The 16,703-nt window shown below is 61.3% G+C and carries 20 protein-coding genes; 10 read left to right on the plus strand and 10 right to left on the minus strand.

Annotated elements, in window-relative coordinates:
- Positions 1-4: 4 nt before the first annotated feature.
- Positions 5-256, minus strand: a complete 252-nt coding sequence (locus AB8A27_RS16570; RefSeq protein ID WP_092146504.1) for a DUF6489 family protein — start codon at positions 254-256, stop codon at positions 5-7.
- 116 nt (positions 257-372) lie between these two features.
- On the minus strand, positions 373-1,626 hold the full coding sequence (locus tag AB8A27_RS16575) for an NAD(P)/FAD-dependent oxidoreductase (RefSeq protein ID WP_441242839.1): 1,254 nt from the start codon (positions 1,624-1,626) through the stop codon (positions 373-375).
- Between the two features lie 253 nt (positions 1,627-1,879).
- Here AB8A27_RS16575 and AB8A27_RS16580 point away from each other — a divergent pair, with 253 nt between their 5' ends.
- Genes AB8A27_RS16580 through AB8A27_RS16600 form a run of 5 tightly spaced genes read left to right on the plus strand, consistent with a single transcriptional unit; the run spans position 1,880 to position 7,490 of the window.
- Positions 1,880-3,487 carry an ABC transporter substrate-binding protein gene (locus tag AB8A27_RS16580; protein ID WP_441242840.1) on the plus strand — a complete coding sequence of 536 codons (1,608 nt, stop codon included), beginning with the start codon at positions 1,880-1,882 and terminating at the stop codon, positions 3,485-3,487.
- Positions 3,488-3,518: 31 nt separating this feature from the next.
- On the plus strand, positions 3,519-4,499 hold the full coding sequence (locus AB8A27_RS16585) for an ABC transporter permease (RefSeq protein WP_092146500.1): 981 nt from the start codon (positions 3,519-3,521) through the stop codon (positions 4,497-4,499).
- 9 nt (positions 4,500-4,508) lie between these two features.
- Positions 4,509-5,447: an ABC transporter permease gene (locus AB8A27_RS16590; protein ID WP_441242841.1), complete on the plus strand. Its 939-nt coding sequence runs from the start codon at positions 4,509-4,511 to the stop codon at positions 5,445-5,447.
- A 25-nt stretch (positions 5,448-5,472) separates the two neighbouring features.
- Positions 5,473-6,480, plus strand: a complete 1,008-nt coding sequence (locus AB8A27_RS16595; RefSeq protein WP_441242842.1) for an ABC transporter ATP-binding protein — start codon at positions 5,473-5,475, stop codon at positions 6,478-6,480.
- Entirely contained in the window at positions 6,477-7,490 is a 1,014-nt protein-coding gene (locus AB8A27_RS16600) for an ABC transporter ATP-binding protein (protein ID WP_441242843.1), read from the plus strand. The genes AB8A27_RS16595 and AB8A27_RS16600 overlap by 4 nt, the downstream gene beginning before the upstream one ends.
- A gap of 182 nt (positions 7,491-7,672) precedes the next feature.
- On the opposite strand, the gene recA is transcribed toward AB8A27_RS16600, so the two are convergent.
- A complete protein-coding gene (gene recA, locus AB8A27_RS16605; protein WP_441242844.1) occupies positions 7,673-8,776 on the minus strand; it encodes a recombinase RecA in 1,104 nt (367 codons plus the stop codon).
- A 210-nt stretch (positions 8,777-8,986) separates the two neighbouring features.
- Here recA and AB8A27_RS16610 point away from each other — a divergent pair, with 210 nt between their 5' ends.
- Positions 8,987-9,211 (plus strand): hypothetical protein, encoded by a 225-nt coding sequence (locus AB8A27_RS16610; protein ID WP_092146489.1) that lies wholly within the window; start codon positions 8,987-8,989, stop codon positions 9,209-9,211.
- A 518-nt stretch (positions 9,212-9,729) separates the two neighbouring features.
- Here the strand turns inward: AB8A27_RS16610 and AB8A27_RS16615 are convergent.
- Complete coding sequence (locus tag AB8A27_RS16615) at positions 9,730-10,074, minus strand: hypothetical protein (protein ID WP_441242845.1); 345 nt, start codon at positions 10,072-10,074, stop codon at positions 9,730-9,732.
- 1,476 nt (positions 10,075-11,550) lie between these two features.
- Here AB8A27_RS16615 and AB8A27_RS16620 point away from each other — a divergent pair.
- A complete protein-coding gene (locus AB8A27_RS16620) occupies positions 11,551-11,736 on the plus strand; it encodes a hypothetical protein (protein WP_441242846.1) in 186 nt (61 codons plus the stop codon).
- Between the two features lie 142 nt (positions 11,737-11,878).
- The gene (locus AB8A27_RS16625) at positions 11,879-12,106 is read left to right on the plus strand and encodes a hypothetical protein (RefSeq protein WP_441242847.1); all 228 of its coding nucleotides are present in this window, start codon (positions 11,879-11,881) and stop codon (positions 12,104-12,106) included.
- Between the two features lie 41 nt (positions 12,107-12,147).
- On the opposite strand, the gene AB8A27_RS16630 is transcribed toward AB8A27_RS16625, so the two are convergent.
- Together AB8A27_RS16630 and AB8A27_RS16635 are read right to left on the minus strand one after the other, a co-directional pair.
- Positions 12,148-12,585 carry an acyl-CoA thioesterase gene (locus AB8A27_RS16630; protein WP_441242848.1) on the minus strand — a complete coding sequence of 146 codons (438 nt, stop codon included), beginning with the start codon at positions 12,583-12,585 and terminating at the stop codon, positions 12,148-12,150.
- Between the two features lie 102 nt (positions 12,586-12,687).
- Positions 12,688-13,005, minus strand: a complete 318-nt coding sequence (locus AB8A27_RS16635) for a hypothetical protein (RefSeq protein ID WP_441242849.1) — start codon at positions 13,003-13,005, stop codon at positions 12,688-12,690.
- Between the two features lie 303 nt (positions 13,006-13,308).
- Between AB8A27_RS16635 and AB8A27_RS16640 the strand changes: the two genes are divergently transcribed.
- Positions 13,309-13,518, plus strand: a complete 210-nt coding sequence (locus AB8A27_RS16640) for a DUF6894 family protein (protein WP_441242850.1) — start codon at positions 13,309-13,311, stop codon at positions 13,516-13,518.
- A 91-nt stretch (positions 13,519-13,609) separates the two neighbouring features.
- Here the strand turns inward: AB8A27_RS16640 and AB8A27_RS16645 are convergent, their stop codons facing one another.
- The gene (locus AB8A27_RS16645) at positions 13,610-13,891 is read right to left on the minus strand and encodes a hypothetical protein (RefSeq protein WP_441242851.1); all 282 of its coding nucleotides are present in this window, start codon (positions 13,889-13,891) and stop codon (positions 13,610-13,612) included.
- A 162-nt stretch (positions 13,892-14,053) separates the two neighbouring features.
- The gene (locus AB8A27_RS16650; RefSeq protein ID WP_441244932.1) at positions 14,054-14,344 is read right to left on the minus strand and encodes an HdeA/HdeB family chaperone; all 291 of its coding nucleotides are present in this window, start codon (positions 14,342-14,344) and stop codon (positions 14,054-14,056) included.
- A gap of 235 nt (positions 14,345-14,579) precedes the next feature.
- Between AB8A27_RS16650 and AB8A27_RS16655 the strand changes: the two genes are divergently transcribed.
- Complete coding sequence (locus AB8A27_RS16655) at positions 14,580-14,819, plus strand: PilZ domain-containing protein (RefSeq protein ID WP_441242852.1); 240 nt, start codon at positions 14,580-14,582, stop codon at positions 14,817-14,819.
- A 9-nt stretch (positions 14,820-14,828) separates the two neighbouring features.
- Here AB8A27_RS16655 and AB8A27_RS16660 read toward each other — a convergent pair whose 3' ends face one another.
- Together AB8A27_RS16660 and AB8A27_RS16665 are read right to left on the minus strand one after the other, a co-directional pair.
- Positions 14,829-16,232, minus strand: coding sequence for a caspase family protein (locus AB8A27_RS16660; RefSeq protein ID WP_441242853.1), 1,404 nt, complete (start codon positions 16,230-16,232; stop codon positions 14,829-14,831).
- 173 nt (positions 16,233-16,405) lie between these two features.
- Positions 16,406-16,645, minus strand: a complete 240-nt coding sequence (locus tag AB8A27_RS16665; protein WP_441242854.1) for a hypothetical protein — start codon at positions 16,643-16,645, stop codon at positions 16,406-16,408.
- Positions 16,646-16,703 lie beyond the last annotated feature (58 nt).

A 16,703-nucleotide genomic window follows, 5' to 3' on the forward strand; every position in this document is an offset into this window, starting at 1 on the left:
GCATCTACTTCTTGTCCTTCGGCCGCGCACCCAGTCCCGCCATGTTGGCAAACATCTCCTGAAAGCGCTCGCCCATCTTCGGATCGAACGAGAACCAGCTCTGCATGATGGACTCCGGCGAGAACTTGTCGATGTTGTCCATCATCTTCTTCTGCATCTGATCCATCATCGCCGACTGCATCGGCTGCACATCAGGCAGCCCCAGGAATTCGCGCGCCTCAAGCGGCGTGCAGTCCACGGTGACGATCACTTTCATTATCAGCTCCCAAGGCAAATCCGCCGCTCACGCGAACATGGCGACGCAGCCGCAGTATCGCCGCTGACACCTGTCCGACGCAAGCGATGTGACATCCACATTGCAGGTGCGAGATGTCAGCCGAAACGCTCGGCCGCAAAGGCCTTGGGATCGGTGAACGGCGTGACGCCCGTCACCATATCCGCGATCAGACGGCCGGTGACCGGCCCCAGCGTGAAGCCGTGATGCTGGTGGCCGAAATCGAACCACAGGCCCTTGTGGCGTGGCGCCTTGCCGATCACCGGCAGCATGTCCGGCAGGCATGGCCGCGCGCCCATCCAGGGCTTGTCCTCAACGGGATTGCCGAGCGGGAAGGTCCGCCGTGCGATCGGCAGCGCCCGCTCGATCTGCGCCGGCGTCGGCGGCGCATCGCGGAGCGCGAATTCGGCGCCGGTGGTCAGGCGGATGCCACGATTCATCGGCGCCAGCAGATAGCCGCGATCGGCATCGAGAACCGGATGGCGCAGCACCGCATTGCCGGATGGCGCCAGATGGATGTGATAGCCGCGCTTGCTCTTGAGCGGGATGTTGTAGCCGAGCGGCCGAAACACTTGATCCGACCACGGCCCCATGGCGAGAACCACATCGCGCGCGACCAGCGCACCATTCGGCCCGGCCACGCGCCATTTGCCGTCGCTCTGCTCCAGCGTCCGGGCGTCGGCGGCAATGAAGCGGCCGCCCTTGCGGATGAACAGTGCGGCATAGGCTTTTGCGAGGCCGCCGGGATCGGGCACGAAGCCAGGCGATGTCCAGTGGATTGCACCGGCAAAATCCGTGGACAGGTTCGGCTCCTGCTCCGCAATGGCGGCAGCATCCAGAATGTCGCCCGGCACACCATAGGCGCGATGGCGTTCGAGATCCGCGATGCCTTTCTCGAGCGTCGCCTCGGAGCGAAACGCGTTGATCCATCCCATCCGGCGCAGAAGCTCCGGCACGCCGGCTTCCGCGATCAGGGCCTCGTGCTCGGTCAGGCTGCGCTGGATCAGCGGCAGCGCTGCCATCGCGCTGCGGAGCGCTCCCTCAGGCGACGAGTTCAGGAAATATCTGACGATCCATGGCAGCATGCCGGGCAGCGCGTTGAGATGATAGTGCATCTCCGGCGCGCGGTTCAGCGCATATTTGAACAGCTTGGTGAGGTCACGCGGCAGCATATAGGGAAAGACCGAACAGCACTGGATCAGCCCGGCATTGCCATAGCTGGTTTCCTCGCCGGCCTTCTCATGCCGGTCGACCAGCACAACGTTGCGGCCCCGCGCCTGCAGATGCAGCGCTGCCGACACACCGACCATACCTGCGCCAAGCACAAGCACATCAGCCTTGAGTTCCGCCATTCCTGCTCCGAAATCTTGCCGTTCTGGCGGTCCTGTTAGCGCTGTGTCGTGACCGAATGATGCACGCGCGCAATGCGTAGAATTGCTTATACCCAATCCTAGCAAGGATTGCGCCAGCCACTTCATTGTGCAGCGCATAGCTGACAAATGCCGCTTGCGCAGCGTGCAATCTCTGCCAACAATGTGACACTCGCTCAACTGTCGGGCGGCCGCGTGGTGATGCAATCACGGCAATGCAATGGAGAAGCTCAGTATGTCGATCCGTCAGACCTTCATTGCCGCCGCTGCATCGCTGATTGCTCTCGCCACATGTCCTGCCTCCATACTGCCCGCCTCTGCACAAACGCTGCGCTATGCCAATCAGGGCGACCTGAAGTCGCTCGATCCCTATACGCTGCGCGAGACCACGACGATCGCCCATCACGGTCAGGTCTATGAAGGCCTTGTCGGGCGCGGCAAGGATCTGCAGATCATCCCGGCGCTTGCCGAAAGCTGGGAAACACCGGAGCCGACGCGCTGGCGCTTCCATCTGCGCAAGGGTGTCAAATTCCACAATGGCGACGCCTTCACCGCCGATGATGTCGTGTTCTCCGCCGACCGCGTGCGCGCCAAGGGCTCCGACTTCACGACCGTCATTCCGGCCGATGCCAAGGTGCTCAAGATCGACGACTACACCGTCGATTTCGTGCTGACCAAACCCAATCCCATCCTGACGTCGCAATGGGACGTCTGGTACATCATGGACAAGAAATGGGCGGAGGCGAACAATGCCAACGCGCCGACACCGGCCGCGGCGACCTCGCCAAGCTTCGCGTCGCTGAATGCGAATGGCACGGGCCCCTTCACCATTGAAAGCCATCAGCCGGGCGTGAAGACCGTCTTCAAGGTCAACCCGAGCTGGTGGGGCAAGCCCGAACATAATCTCAAGGAGATCATCTTCACGCCGATCGCGTCCGATGCAACCCGCGTCGCGGCGCTGCTGTCCGGCGAAGTCGATATCATCGAGCCGGTCCCCGTGCAGGATATCGCCCGCGTCAATGGATCGGCCAACGCCGCCGTGATGGCCGGGCCGGAACTGCGCACCATCTTCCTTGGCATGGACCAGATCCGCGACGAGCTGCTGTTCTCCAACATCAAGGGCAAGAACCCGCTCAAGGACATCCGCGTCCGTGAGGCCTTCTACAAGGCCATCGACATCGAACTGATCAAGAGCCGCGTCATGCGCGGCCTGTCGACACCATCCGCCTTGATGATCGCACCGCCGCTGTTCAAGCTCTCCGGCGACTTCACGCGGCCGAAATACGACGCCGACGGCGCCAAGAAATTGCTGGCCGATGCCGGCTATCCCGACGGATTCGAAATCGGCATGGATTGCCCGAACGACCGCTATGTCAACGACGCCGCGATCTGCCAGGCCGTGGTCGGCATGCTCGCACGCGTCGGGGTGAAGGTGATCCTGAACGCGCAGCCGAAGGCGCTGTACTTTGCCAAGGTGTTCAAGACCGGCGGTTTCAACACTTCGTTCTATCTGCTCGGCTGGACACCGGGCACGCAGGATTCACACAATGTGATGCATGACATCATGGGCTGCCGCGACGATCCCGCGAGCCCGCGCGGCGCCACCAATCTCGGCGGCTATTGCAACAAGCAGTTCGACGCCCTCACCGATCAAGTGCTGCAGGAGACTGACACCACCAAGCGCGACCAGCTCATCAAACAGGCCTATGAGATCGCCGCCAAGGACTGGGCCTATATCCCGCTGCATCAGCAGGCGCTGGCCTGGGGCGTATCCAAGAAGGTGAAGATCGTACAGCGCCCGGACAATCAGGTGCTGCCATACTGGGCGGTAAAGCAGGACTAGGCGGCACCCAAGCGGAAAGCGAAGGTCACGCATGCTCGCTTTCATCCTGCGCCGCGCCTTGCAGTCCATTGGTGTGATGATCGCCGTCGGCATCATCGCCTTCACCATGTTCCGCTTCGCTGGCGATCCGGTGAACCAGATGGTGGCCATAGACACCACGCCGGCGCAGCGCGCTGAAGTGCGCGCCTCGCTCGGCCTCGACGACCCCGTCCCGGTGCAATTCGCGCGCTATTTCATCAATGCCGTGCAGTTCAAGTTCGGCGTCTCCTACCAGTTTCGCCAGCCGGTCTCGGCGCTGCTGAAGGAGCGCATGCCGGCGACGCTGGAGCTCGCCACCTGCGCCACCGTGATCGCGCTCGTCTTCGGCATCCTGATGGGCATCTATTCGGCGCTGCGGAAGGATTCGTTCTTCGCCAAGGTGCTGCAGGCGGTGTCGCTGATCGGCATCTCGCTGCCGACCTTCCTGATCGGCATTTTGCTGATCTATCTCTTCGCGGTGACACTCGGCTGGTTGCCGTCTTTCGGGCGCGGCGATGTCGTGAAATTCGGCTGGTGGACCACCGGCCTGCTGACGATCTCCGGCCTGAAGGCGCTGATCATGCCGTCGGTGACGCTTGGCCTGTTCCAGATGACGCTGATCATGCGCCTCGTCCGCGCCGAGATGCTGGAAGTGCTGCGCACCGACTATATCCGCTTCGCGCGCGCCCGCGGACTGACCACGCGGGCGATCCATTTCGGCCATGCGCTGAAGAATACGCTGGTGCCCGTCATCACCGTGGCCGGATTGCAGTTCGGCTCGGTGATCGCGTTTGCGATCATCACCGAAACAGTGTTCCAGTGGCCGGGCATGGGGCTGCTGTTCGTCCAGGCCGTGCAGAATGTCGATATCCCGATCATGGCGGCCTATCTGCTGGTGGTGTCGCTGATCTTCGTCACCATCAACCTGATCGTCGACATCCTCTACACCATCGTCGATCCGCGCCTGCGCGCGACGATCAACCGGCCGGCGTGAGGGTGTGACATGACCGACGCGCCCCTCCCCCGCACATCCTCCCTCCTCGCCCGCGCCATCGACAGTGATATCTTCTATTCGTTCCGCCGCTCGAAGCTCACCATGGTCGCCGCCGCTATCGTATTCCTGCTACTGATGATGGCGCTGTTCGCGCCATTCCTGGTGGTGCAGAATCCGTTCGACCCGGCGCAGCTCGAACTGATCAATTCCCGCATCTCGCCGCTCTGGACGGCGGAGGGCCAGAGGCCGTTCCTGCTTGGCACCGACGAACAGGGCCGCGACATCTATTCGGCGATCCTCTACGGCATGCGCATCTCGCTGGTGGTCGGCGTGCTCGGCGTGAGCTTTGCGGCAGTACTCGGCATCGGGCTCGGCCTGATCGCGGGCTATGTCGGCGGTGCCGTGGACTCGCTGATCATGCGTATTGCGGACGTGCAGCTCACTTTTCCGGCGATCCTGATCGCATTGCTGATCGACGGCGTCGTGAAATCGGCGCTCGGCAATCATCTCGATGCATCGACCACGCTGATCGTGCTGGTGGTGGCCATCGGGCTGAGCTTCTGGGTGCAATATGCCCGCACCGTGCGCGGCTCGGTGATGGTCGAGAAGAACAAGGACTATGTCGCCGCGGCGCAGCTGATCGGCCTGCCCGCGCGCGTGATCATGATCCGCCACGTGCTGCCCAACACGATGGGACCGATCCTGGTCATCGCCACCATCAATCTCGCGCTCGCCATCATCACCGAAGCGACGCTGTCGTTTCTCGGCTCGGGCATGCCCGACACGATGCCGTCATTGGGCACGCTGATCCGCATCGGCAACAACTATCTGTTCTCCGGCGAATGGTGGGTCATCGCCTTTCCCGGCCTCGCGCTGGCCTCGCTGATCCTGTCGATCAACCTGCTCGGCGACTGGCTGCGCGACGCGCTGAACCCGAAGCTGCAATGATGCCTCACATCACACAGTGCCCGATATGAGCGTACCCGTCCTTTCCGTGCGCAATCTCCGCGTCGAATTCGCCAGCCGGCGCGGCGTGCTGCGCGCCATCGACGGCGTGTCCTTCGATATCGCCAAGGGCGAGGTGCTGGGCGTGGTCGGCGAATCCGGCGCCGGCAAATCGGTGACGGGACTCGCGGCGATCGGGCTGATCGATCCGCCCGGACGGATCGCGGGCGGCGAGATCCTGTTGTCGGGCCTGCGCATCGACAACCTGCCAGCAGAGGAGATGCGCCGGATTCGCGGCAAGCGCATCGCCATGATCTTTCAGGATCCGCTGACCAGCCTCAATCCGCTGTATCGCATCGGCGACCAGCTGGTGGAGACCATCCGGACGCATCTCAACATGAACGAGACGCAGGCGCGCAAGCGCGCGGTGGATCTGCTTGCCGAGGTCGGTATTCCCGCGCCGGAGAAGCGCGTCGATGCCTATCCGCATGAGTTTTCCGGCGGCATGCGGCAGCGGGTGGTGATTGCGCTGGCGATCGCGGCCGAACCCGAATTGATCATCGCCGACGAGCCAACCACCGCACTCGATGTCTCCGTGCAGGCGCAGATCATCGCGCTGATCAAGCGGCTCGGGCGCGACCATGGCACCGCCGTCATGCTGGTGACCCACGACATGGGCGTGATCGCCGAGACCTCCGACCGCGTGGCCGTGATGTATTCGGGGCGGATCGCCGAAATCGGGCCGGTGCGCGATGTAGTTCAGAACCCACTGCATCCCTATGCCAAGGGACTGATGGGCGCGATCCCGACGCTGACCGGCGACGCCGCGCAGCGGCTGGTGCAGATTCCCGGCAGCATGCCGCGTCTCTCTGCTATCCCGCCGGGCTGCGCCTTCAACCCGCGCTGCAGCTTTGCCTTCGACCGCTGCCGCGTGGAGCGCCCCGAACCCATCGCCGTTGGCGCGCAGCAGGTCGCCTGTCATCTCTATGACCCCGATCACGTCCATGATCAGGCCCATGCGGAGAGCGCGGCATGACGGCATTGGTGCAGGTCCGCAATCTCAAGCGCGCCTTCGACGTCTCGAAGCCGTGGCTCAACCGCGTGATCGAGCGCAGCCCGATGGAGTTTCTGAAAGCGGTCGACGGCGTATCATTCGAGATCAAACGCGGCGAGACCTTTGCGCTGGTCGGCGAATCCGGCTCGGGCAAGAGCACGGTGGCGCGGATGGTCGTGGGACTGTTGCCGCCGACATCCGGCGAGGTGATCATCGACGGCGTCTCGATGAGCGATCCCGGCCAGGCGGGCGCGCGCAAGCTGCTGCGCAAGCGCATCCAGATGATCTTTCAGGACCCCTATGCGAGCCTCAATCCGCGGCTGCGCGTCGATGCCATCATCGCCGAGCCGATCCGCGCTTTCGATCTCATTCAGGGTGAGCGCGACATCCGCGCGCGGGTCGGCGAATTGCTGACTTTGGTGGGCCTGCATCCCGACGACGGGCAGAAATTCCCGCATCAGTTTTCCGGCGGCCAGCGCCAGCGCATCGCCATTGCCCGCGCACTCGCATCGGAGGCCGAATTCATCGTCTGCGACGAGCCGACCTCGGCGCTGGACGTGTCGGTGCAGGCGCAGATTCTCAACCTGATGCGCGAGCTGCAGGACAAATTCGGCCTGACTTATCTGTTCATCAGCCACAACCTCGCTGTTGTCAGACATATGGCCGACCGGATCGGCGTGATGTATCTCGGACGCATCGTGGAGATTGCGGAAGGCCGCGAACTCTTCCGCGCGCCGCGCATGCCCTATACGCGCATGCTGCTGGGGGCTGTGCCGGATCTGGCCATGTCAGGCCGCGCACGCATCGCGGTCTCCGGCGAGATTCCGAATCCGATCGACCCGCCCTCCGGCTGCACGTTTCATCCGCGCTGCCCGGAAGTGTTCGATCTGTGTCGGAAGGTCGTGCCGGACCTCGTCGACGGCGTTGCCTGTCATGCAGTCAACAAACTGATCGCCCCACCGGCCGAGGCCGTTCCTGCCGCGCGGCGATAGTTGCGATCAGGGCGCACTCGGATCAGGCGCCTGAAACGACAACGCGGCAGGCACTGCAGGGTATCGGCAACAGACCCCCACAGCACCCACCGCGAAATCATTCAGCCGAAAATCCCGGCTGCAAGATCGGTCCAGTAAAATCACTGCGCATGAACGTCAGTGCGTCTCTGGACCCGATCCGATTAATCTTCTGCCGGCTCCTCGCCGTCACCGCCGTCTTCATCGCGCTCAACGGGACCGGCGAGAATCTGTTCGGCGATCAGGCCGGAATTCTGCCGGATCGAAGCTTCGATCTTGGCGGTCATGTCCGGATTGGCCTTGAGGAACGCCTTGGAATTCTCGCGGCCCTGACCGAGGCGCTGGCTATCATAGGAGAACCAGGCGCCGGACTTCTCGACGATTCCCGCTTTCACGCCGAGATCGAGGATTTCGCCCATCTTGGACACGCCTTCGCCATACATGATGTCGAACTCGACCTGCTTGAAGGGCGGCGCCAGCTTGTTCTTCACAACCTTGACGCGGGTCGAGTTGCCGACCACTTCGTCGCGCTCCTTGATCGCGCCGATGCGGCGGATGTCGAGACGGACCGAGGCGTAGAATTTCAACGCATTGCCGCCGGTGGTGGTTTCCGGCGATCCATACATCACACCGATCTTCATGCGGATCTGGTTGATGAAGATCACCATCGTATTGGACTTGTTGATCGAGGCGGTCAGCTTGCGCAGCGCCTGGCTCATCAACCGCGCTTGAAGTCCGGGCAACGCATCGCCCATCTCGCCTTCGAGTTCGGCGCGCGGCACCAAGGCCGCCACGGAGTCGACAATCAGCACGTCCACCGCGCCGGAGCGCACCAGCGTGTCGGCGATTTCCAGCGCCTGTTCACCGTGGTCCGGCTGCGAGATCAGGAGTTCATCGACATTGACGCCGAGCTTGCGGGCATAGACCGGGTCGAGCGCGTGTTCGGCATCGATGAAGGCGCAGATGCCGCCCTTCTTCTGGGCTTCAGCCACGCAATGCAGTGCCAAAGTCGTCTTGCCCGAAGATTCCGGTCCGTAAATCTCGATCACGCGGCCCTTCGGCAGACCACCGACGCCGAGTGCAATATCGAGACCGAGCGATCCCGTCGACACCACCTCGATATCCATGGAGCGGTCGTTCTTGCCCAGCTTCATCACCGAGCCTTTGCCGAACTGGCGCTCGATCTGGGAGAGCGCGGCCGACAGGGCCTTGGTCTTGTCCATGGAGGATCCTTCAACGATACGCAGGGCAGTCGGATTGGTAGCCATTGATTTAGCTCCTTATGAAGGGATTCGCGACAGGGACAAACGGCAGGCGCCAAAGGACAGCGCTGTTCGGGGTGAAATCAATGTACCCCATCTGTTCTATGTTCGCAATATGTTCTTTTTGAAATTTGGGTACTGGCCTGTTTCCGGCCTCAGTGGCCTAGTTTGAAAACAGCAGTGGCCTAATTTGGAGACAGCGGCCACAATCCCCTCATGCCCTTCTCTGCGATCCTAGCCCGGATAAAAAAGCTCATTCTTGTCGATGAGTCTGAGCACTACGCTGCTATCGAGCGTAGCTTTCGGGACGGCTCGTTGCATCAGCCCGTCAACCCGATGTCGGATGCTGAGCTGGCCAAGGCCATAGCCGAGTTCACGAAGACGCAACCTTCGGCCGGAAGCATCAAAACGCTGGGTGGGCGCTTCAATCCAAAGAAGTAAGGCCGTCGATTTCGCTTTTGGCACAAAGTGCACAGGACTTTCCCTGAGAGAAGCCTATAAACGCTCCCTCGTCTGAGGGCGCGCCATGACAAGAGATCACCTCTATAGCGCGTTCGTCATCGCGGTTGGGCTAATCCCCGTCGCGATAGTAACGGCCCTCGTATTCATAAAGTAAGGCCGCATTCCGTGTCGTGAACGGCACATTATGCCATGGACAAAGATGTACTGTTGAGCCCTCGCGAAAAGCAGCTCCTAAGGCGGTTTGCGGCTGGCAAAACCGATGAGGAGTTGGTGAGCTACTTTGGTGGATCGATCGAGCAAATGTCCTATGTGCGAGCGCGCTTGCTAAACAAGCTCGGCATATCCGCACAAACGGAGATATCAGACGCCGCCGAACGATTAGCGAAGTCCCCAAGATACGGTACTGGCCTATTTCCGGCCTCAGTGGCCTAACTTGAAAATGTCACGGGCTGCTTCGCGCGAAATCCTGCTAAAATCTCGGACTCGCGCCAACTGCACTAGTTGACCGCCAGAGGCGATTTATCTGACAGCCACGAACATGCCGCGGCCGGAACTCCTCCAACAAGCCCAACCATCAGGACTGGCCATAACTCTTCTGATCCTCCCGACAAGAAGCGCACAATCAAGACTGCAGCTAGTGCTGCTATGACCGCCGTTCCCATGACTCGGAATGGCTTTGCGGAAAGCGCCCAATCGACCCAAGCCAACAGCAAGGCCGGGATAACCGCGATCGCGTATGCCATCACCATCCAATCGAGAAGATTCTTGAACCCATCGGGCGCCGTGAACACGACCAACGCAAGGGGCGGAAAGAGAGCCGGGAATATCAGAAAGCGCTTCATCCCACCTTGGTCTGCCGTCGAAGGGATTTCGTTCAACTCGTTGTAAGGGCGCGAAATGCTTTGAGCATCGGAGGTTAAACAAAATCGGTAGTGGCCTACTCTGACTCTGCGAGTGGCCGATTTCGGCCAGTACCGAAATTTGGCTACCGGTCATATTCGTTAAGAATTGACTCGCTCCCTGCTGGTTTCAGGTGCAGACTTCGACCATCACAGAGATGTCCTTGGCTTCTATCTGTGATGAGAACGCCCGCTAGCGCCCCCGCCTTCCTCTCATGGAAAGGAGCGCGTCATGAAGCGCCTGTTCTTAGACCCTCATGAATTCGACGAGAGATTGAACGCGGAAAAGCTCGCATTCGCGCGCAACTGGAATGCGCATCCCCCGGTCAGCAACGTGACGTCCTTGAGCGCCAGCTCCGTCAGATCGAGACCGCCCTCCATATCGACGGCTGGATTTCATCGCCGGGACTGCAGCCCGCCCAAATCACTATCGCGCTGAGTGGCCCGGCGAGTAACCAAGGAGTCCTTGCTCCTCGCGGCATCGACCACATGGTCTGCCGTGTTGGCATGCGCGCTGCTCTATATCATCTGCATCGCCGCATTCTGAGGCCGCCGCGGTAGGCGGCCTTTTTCATAAGTGACGCGGTTTGAATGGGTCATCCGCCGCACTGGCTGGCTCTACCAAAGCACCCGCTCGCAGTGGCACCATGAACTCAAATTCCGGTGCTCGCCTGTGTCCGGCCACAGTGGCCTCGTTTGAAGACACCAGTGACCTGGTTTGATTTTGGCACAAACTGCACAGGACTTGGACGGAGGCCGGCTTATAATCTGTCCCCACATTGCTGAGTGCGGGGTCGTGCCATGATAGACGACCACATCTATAGCATGTTCGTCATTGCGGTTGGGCTAATCCCCGTCGCGATAGTCGTAACACTCGTGTTCGCAAAATAAGGCCGCCTCAATGGGTGGCTTTTTTATTTGGTACTGGCCTGTTTCCGGCCTCAGCGGTCTCGTCTGAAAAAAGCAGCGGCCTCTGCCTTGAGAAACAGGGATCAGTCGCACTCTGTCGTGACAATTCTGATACGGCACAGCCTGACGGCTCCGGTCCAGCGATCCAGCCGGACAGAGTGGTAGACCGGCTCCCCTCGGAGAGTCACCGCCTGAGCGCCCGACACTTCCCAACGCGTTGTGATCGCCAAGACAACGGCGATGATGAGGGTGGAGACGACAATAGCGGCCTGGGTTTTCATGGTCGGTGAGACATTCTTTGGGCGGGGATGTCGGTCATGGCTGGTTGGTCGCATCAATCCAGGCTTAGGTTCGCAGCGACGCATTTTTAGATCGCGCGTGACCTGCTTCGGCCGGCACCGGAATTTTGGTACTGGCCTCGTTCCCGTGGCTGTTGGCCTTGTGCGACATCGAGAGTGAGCCAATTTAAGTTCGATCCATGTGCTTCAGCCGACGCATCAGAGAACGCCGATGTTGTCCTGGATCATCTTCATCACGATCCCCGTTCTCGCCGTGGCGCTTTTGGCGGGGCGCTTCACGGCGACATACGCGGCAGAAAGAGGCCGCTCCGAACGCGCCTGGTTCCTCCTTGGGGCGTTGCTGTTCCCACTCTTTCCTATTCCGTGGATGACCTTGCAGCTGTTGCCGAGGAAGTAATGCCGCCCTAGCGGACGGCTTTTCCGGCAACGACAACCCGCCCTCATCGATTCCATTGAAGGAAAAGGCGTTTTGGCGCCGTGACGGAGACTGGACAGGCCTGCGCCGCCAATTTAGAACGCTTCTAGCCAGGGAGCGTGGATTGCCCAAGCCAAAGAAAACCGCCGCCGAACTTCAGAAGATTATCCGGGAAGCTTCCGCCATTGCCGGGCCATGGCCCAAAAACATGAGCGTGATCATCTATTCGCTGGATGATAGCTGGCGGATCATTGTGAGCTATTCGGATCCGGCCCAGACCCCGTTTCGGGACAGGCTGATGGAGATCAGCCGGGGCCTCACCCACTTCTACGATCTGGACGAGTCAGCCTAGAGCCGCCCGGCGCCATGCACCGGGCCCATTGAACCTGTGCCTTATCTCGCGAGATGTATTTCGCGCGTGGCGATCAGATCGCGGATCGGTTGCGCGATCGGCACCGGGCGATGAGTCTTCTGGTCGGTATTGACCCAGACGATTTCGCCGGTGGCAAACAGATCGTCGGCTGCGCGCGCGAAGATGCCGAGTTCGAACACCAGACTGGAATTGCCGATCCGCGCCACGCGCGCGGCAACATCGAGCTCCTGATCGAACAGGATCGGCGCCTTGTATTCGATCACCGATTTGACGACGTGAAAGTCGACGCCGCTCGCCTTGGCATCGGCAAACTGGTCATAGCCGAGCGCACGAAAATATTCGGTGATAGTCGTGTCGAAGTAAGTGAGATAATGCGCGTTGAAGACCACACCCTGGCCATCGATCTCGGAATAGCGCACCCGAAACGGGTGGAAGAAGCAGAACCGGTCGCGCGACATATGCCCCTCGCCTTTGACGGCGGCTTCGATCTCCGCCCTGATCCTCCCTAGCCCGTCTCGAACAGCAAGGCCAGCCGCCGCACGGAGACGTCCTGTCGCAGTTTACGCGCGCCTGATGGCTTGCAGGACGATGAAGATGTGCGACGCCGCGATGATCACCGAGGCCAGCACCAGTCCGAGCTCCGCACCATGAACCTTGTCCGGCGCAAATGTCATCGCCGTCCAGATGACCAGGCGCACGATCAGCATGAAGACGACCATGCCCCATAGTGCGATGCGCTTCGGCGCATCCCATGTCGGCTTGCCGTCGAAGCCCCATTGCATCGCGATGCGCGCATGCGGGATGCGCGGCGCAACATAGAGATTGCAGCCGATCATCACGACCAGGGCACATGCAAATACGAGATCGGCTGCCAACATCACCTCTCCTTGCAAGCGAACCGCCGGCGACGCCTTGCGTCATGCCGAAGCGAAACGAACCCGTCATATGGCAACAATGTCGCGACGGCGCCGGCCTTTCTTAATCGGCAATCCGGAGCGGCATCAGGTTCCGGGATCGCACCCGAGACGAAGCTGGCTGCGCCAAAAAAAACCGTTCATTTGCCGCAAAATTTGCACATTTCTATCGACGCGCGGAACAAGTTGGTCTAGCGGTATCATCGTCTTACAGCAACCTCAGGTGCTGCAGGCCATATACGCGCGCGCCAGCTGTGGTCGTTTCCCGTGACTCGATTTTTCTTTCATATTATCGCCGAAAACACGTTCCTCGATGATGAAGGAACGAATTTCAAGGACGATCAGGAAGCGATGCTGCACGCACGTCAGCTCGCCATGGAGATGGTGCGCAGCCTTGGCACGATAAAGGGCGCGATCGTCGTCGAGAATGAAGACAGTGGCGGATTGTTCGAAGTGCCGCTGTCCTGGAGCAACTGACACAGGCGCATATGTCAGTCGCCGCGCGGCGGGCTTCAGTCTATTTGCACGACCGGCGGCACGAGCCGCCGACGCCACGGTCGCCGCCTGATCAATTCGCTGCGCTGCCGGTCTTGGTGCGCGGCTGTTTCGCGGGCGCAGCCGCCTTCGGCGCATCGCTGCGCACATTGCCCCACGGATCCGCAGCAGCCTTGGTGTCCGGAATCTTGCGCAGCGACTCGCGATACGCCTTCTCGGTGATCGCGTCCTGCTCCTTCTCCTCCGCCGACTTGGTCTTCACCTCCGGCATCAGATTCATCATCTGCGCGGCGGCCGGTCCGGTCAGAAGCGCGAGCGCTGCGACGACGCCGAATAACTTGCGGGACAGTTTCATGGCACCAAAGCTCCGTGAATTTCGGAGGCGTTATATCACTGGCCATTCAGGCCCGCCAAGCACCTGGCGCAGGGCACCCCATCGTGTCTCACGCAGGTTGAAACCTCCGGAAACCGGGAAACCCGAAAACCGGGATGCCCAAGCGCTGGCCCGGACTGGAGCCTAATTGCCCAGCACTTTCTCCGCGGCCGTCACGATGCTGATGGTCGGGTGCGCCGCGCAATAGGTGCCGAACTTCTTGGCATTCTCGACGAACACTTCGGTGTCGATGATCGCGTCGTCCGAGTCGCCCTTGTACCAGCCGTCCATCCAGGTCAGCACCATCTTGATCTCGTCGGGGCCGGAGTCGACGAATTGCTTGCAGGACATGGTGGACAGATCGAGCACGACAGCCTGGGCCGGCGCGGCAGAGAACATGGCAGCGGCAGTCAACAACGCGCAGGCGATCTTCATCATGGTCCTCTTCTCCGGAAAATGACGCCGGCCGATGGCTGGCCCGAGCGCTCACAGCCGGACGGTATCATGGGGCCCATTTCCTCGATCTGATATTTTTATGAAATCTTCTGATCGCCCCGGTCAGAACTTCATGAAGGATGAACAGACGGGTCCGGATTTGCGCGATCCGCTTTATCGGCCGGCAAGGCGGCGGTGCTAGACATCGCGCATGTAGACGATGCGGACGACGGCCATGATCGAGAAACGAGCGGCTCCACGACACCGGGTTCTGAAACGCGGCACGCTGGCCTTTGGCGGCGGTGGTATCGATTGCACCGTCCGAAACCTCTCGGCCTCCGGCGCGCGTGTCGATATCGCAAGCCCTCTCGGCCTGCCGCAGAACCTCATGCTGGTGATCGAGGCGGATCAGTTCATCCGCCGCTGCCGGCCGGTGTGGAACACGGACCGCCAGCTTGGCGTGGCGTTCGAGTAAACGCGCCCGTCAGTAGCGCCCGCGGCCGCCATAGTTGCCGCCGCCGTAACCGCCATAGCCACCGCCGCCGTAATAGATGCGCGGCACCGGCTCGTAATAGACCTGCGGCGGAGCACGGCGAATAACGATCTCTTCCTCCACGATCTCACGGCCGCGCCGCGGCGGTGGTGATGGTTTGTCGGCGCGCTTCTTCGCAGGCTCGGTGGTTTTCTCGGCCTTCTTCGATGCAGGCGCTGCCGCGGGCGGGGTGCCGCACGGGCATGTGGGGCCCGGTCCAGCCAATGCGACATTGGTCGGCGTATTCGTTGCAACAACCGGCACCGGCTTGTTGCGCGTGCGCTCCTCGAGCTTCTGCGCGGTCGATGTCAGGTCACTGTCGGGATATTTCGCCAGGAAATCGCGATAGGACGGCGCGGTGTTGGTGATGACGGCATTATTCCACGCCACCATCTTGTAGTGACGGTCGAGCCATTCTTTCGCCTGCGGGCCGAGCGGCGGTTCGGCATAGAGGCCGACAAAGGCTTCATAGGCTTCCACCGAACCATCCGAGACGATCAGGTTGTTGGCGTCCTGCACCGGCTTGCCCTGCAGCTCCTTGCGCCACTGATCGACAGTCTTCTTGGTCACGGCCGGCTTGGCGCCGGCATCAGTGCCAAAGAAGCGGAAGTCATTGACCAGCGACGAGCTCTCCCACGGCGTCTGCCGGCCTTCGGTCGCCTGATTGACCGACAGTCGTACGCGCTTGAAGGCGTCCTCGATCGGCAGGCCCGGCTCGCGGCCGGCCTTCAGCAGCGCCGTCGTATAGGGGCTGTTGCCGTCCTTGCCGTCTTCGGCTTCGGCGCCGGGCGATGTCGAGAATGACAGCAGCGTGCCGGGCGTGCCGAATTTCACATCGACCTGGGCGAGCCCGCGGCCGGTGGTCTTGCTGATAGCCGGAAACGGATTGTTGCGGCAGGCATCGAGCAGGATGATGCGGCTCTTGCTCGGCACGGATGTCAGCGTGTTCAGGATGTCGTTGAGCCGGACCGCCTGCAGCGGAATATCGGCTTCACGCTTCGGATCGATATCGACCGGAACCAGATAGTTCTCGCCGTCGATCTGCAGACCGTGGCCGGCATAGAACACCAGAGCCACGGTGTCGGGCCCCTTGGCGGACACATTGGCGGCGAAGCCGGCGATCCTGGCGCGCAGATCGGTCTGCGACAGATCCATCGCCGACTGCACCTCGAAGCCGGCATCGCCGAGCATCTGCGCCATGGCCTTGGCGTCATTGACGGGATTGGGGAGCGGCGCGATGGACCGATAGGAGGATTGCCCGATCACCAGCGCTAGACGACTTTCGGCCCATGCGGCTTGCGAGCCGAGCATCACCGTGGCTGCAACGATCGCGCTGCGAATGACAGGACGAGCCATCGAACACCCTCCCCGGACGAGCCGGTTTGCGCGACGGACAATTCCCCGCCTGATTCAAATGAAACCAGGATGGCCGTACGCCAACAATGCGACGGCCTGCCGCTGCCCAATTTGGTCGTAATGAACGCAAACGCGGTTCACGGGAACCGCGTGCGGCATGTGCTGTCCGAAGACTACTTTTTCTTCGCGGCCGTTGCAGGCGCGGGAGCAGGCGCGACGCCGCCCCATGGATCGTATTTTTCCTTGGGAGTCGGCACGCGCTCCAGGGCGGCCTTGTAAGCCTTCTCGTCAATCTTCGGCTTTTCGGGCGCAGGCGCATGATCGGCGCCGCGCTTGCCGCCGCCGCCCATCTGTGCTGTCGCCGGACCGGCCAGAAGCGCCAGTGCCGCGATCGCCAATACCAATGCTCTCATTATGGGTCCCTCCGGCGCCTTGATAGCCTGACGTATGGGCCATTTTCCAGCCCCAACA

It is taken from the genome of Tardiphaga sp. 768_D3_N2_1, from assembly GCF_052076105.1.
Taxonomy (GTDB): domain Bacteria; phylum Pseudomonadota; class Alphaproteobacteria; order Rhizobiales; family Xanthobacteraceae; genus Tardiphaga.

What these genes read in the sequence shown, in the direction of transcription:
- AB8A27_RS16645 (WP_441242851.1), bottom strand. Translation starts at nt 13,891, where the DNA reads ATGAAACTGTCCCGCAAGTTATTCGGCGTCGTCGCAGCGCTCGCGCTT.
- AB8A27_RS16585 (WP_092146500.1), top strand. Translation starts at nt 3,519, where the DNA reads ATGCTCGCTTTCATCCTGCGCCGCGCCTTGCAGTCCATTGGTGTGATG.
- AB8A27_RS16580 (WP_441242840.1), top strand. Translation starts at nt 1,880, where the DNA reads ATGTCGATCCGTCAGACCTTCATTGCCGCCGCTGCATCGCTGATTGCT.
- AB8A27_RS16620 (WP_441242846.1), top strand. Translation starts at nt 11,551, where the DNA reads ATGTTGTCCTGGATCATCTTCATCACGATCCCCGTTCTCGCCGTGGCG.
- recA (WP_441242844.1), bottom strand. Translation starts at nt 8,776, where the DNA reads ATGGCTACCAATCCGACTGCCCTGCGTATCGTTGAAGGATCCTCCATG.
- AB8A27_RS16610 (WP_092146489.1), top strand. Translation starts at nt 8,987, where the DNA reads ATGCCCTTCTCTGCGATCCTAGCCCGGATAAAAAAGCTCATTCTTGTC.
- AB8A27_RS16615 (WP_441242845.1), bottom strand. Translation starts at nt 10,074, where the DNA reads ATGAAGCGCTTTCTGATATTCCCGGCTCTCTTTCCGCCCCTTGCGTTG.
- AB8A27_RS16660 (WP_441242853.1), bottom strand. Translation starts at nt 16,232, where the DNA reads ATGGCTCGTCCTGTCATTCGCAGCGCGATCGTTGCAGCCACGGTGATG.
- AB8A27_RS16635 (WP_441242849.1), bottom strand. Translation starts at nt 13,005, where the DNA reads ATGTTGGCAGCCGATCTCGTATTTGCATGTGCCCTGGTCGTGATGATC.
- AB8A27_RS16650 (WP_441244932.1), bottom strand. Translation starts at nt 14,344, where the DNA reads ATGAAGATCGCCTGCGCGTTGTTGACTGCCGCTGCCATGTTCTCTGCC.
- AB8A27_RS16590 (WP_441242841.1), top strand. Translation starts at nt 4,509, where the DNA reads ATGACCGACGCGCCCCTCCCCCGCACATCCTCCCTCCTCGCCCGCGCC.
- AB8A27_RS16630 (WP_441242848.1), bottom strand. Translation starts at nt 12,585, where the DNA reads ATGTCGCGCGACCGGTTCTGCTTCTTCCACCCGTTTCGGGTGCGCTAT.
- AB8A27_RS16600 (WP_441242843.1), top strand. Translation starts at nt 6,477, where the DNA reads ATGACGGCATTGGTGCAGGTCCGCAATCTCAAGCGCGCCTTCGACGTC.
- AB8A27_RS16595 (WP_441242842.1), top strand. Translation starts at nt 5,473, where the DNA reads ATGAGCGTACCCGTCCTTTCCGTGCGCAATCTCCGCGTCGAATTCGCC.
- AB8A27_RS16570 (WP_092146504.1), bottom strand. Translation starts at nt 256, where the DNA reads ATGAAAGTGATCGTCACCGTGGACTGCACGCCGCTTGAGGCGCGCGAA.
- AB8A27_RS16575 (WP_441242839.1), bottom strand. Translation starts at nt 1,626, where the DNA reads ATGGCGGAACTCAAGGCTGATGTGCTTGTGCTTGGCGCAGGTATGGTC.
- AB8A27_RS16655 (WP_441242852.1), top strand. Translation starts at nt 14,580, where the DNA reads ATGATCGAGAAACGAGCGGCTCCACGACACCGGGTTCTGAAACGCGGC.
- AB8A27_RS16665 (WP_441242854.1), bottom strand. Translation starts at nt 16,645, where the DNA reads ATGAGAGCATTGGTATTGGCGATCGCGGCACTGGCGCTTCTGGCCGGT.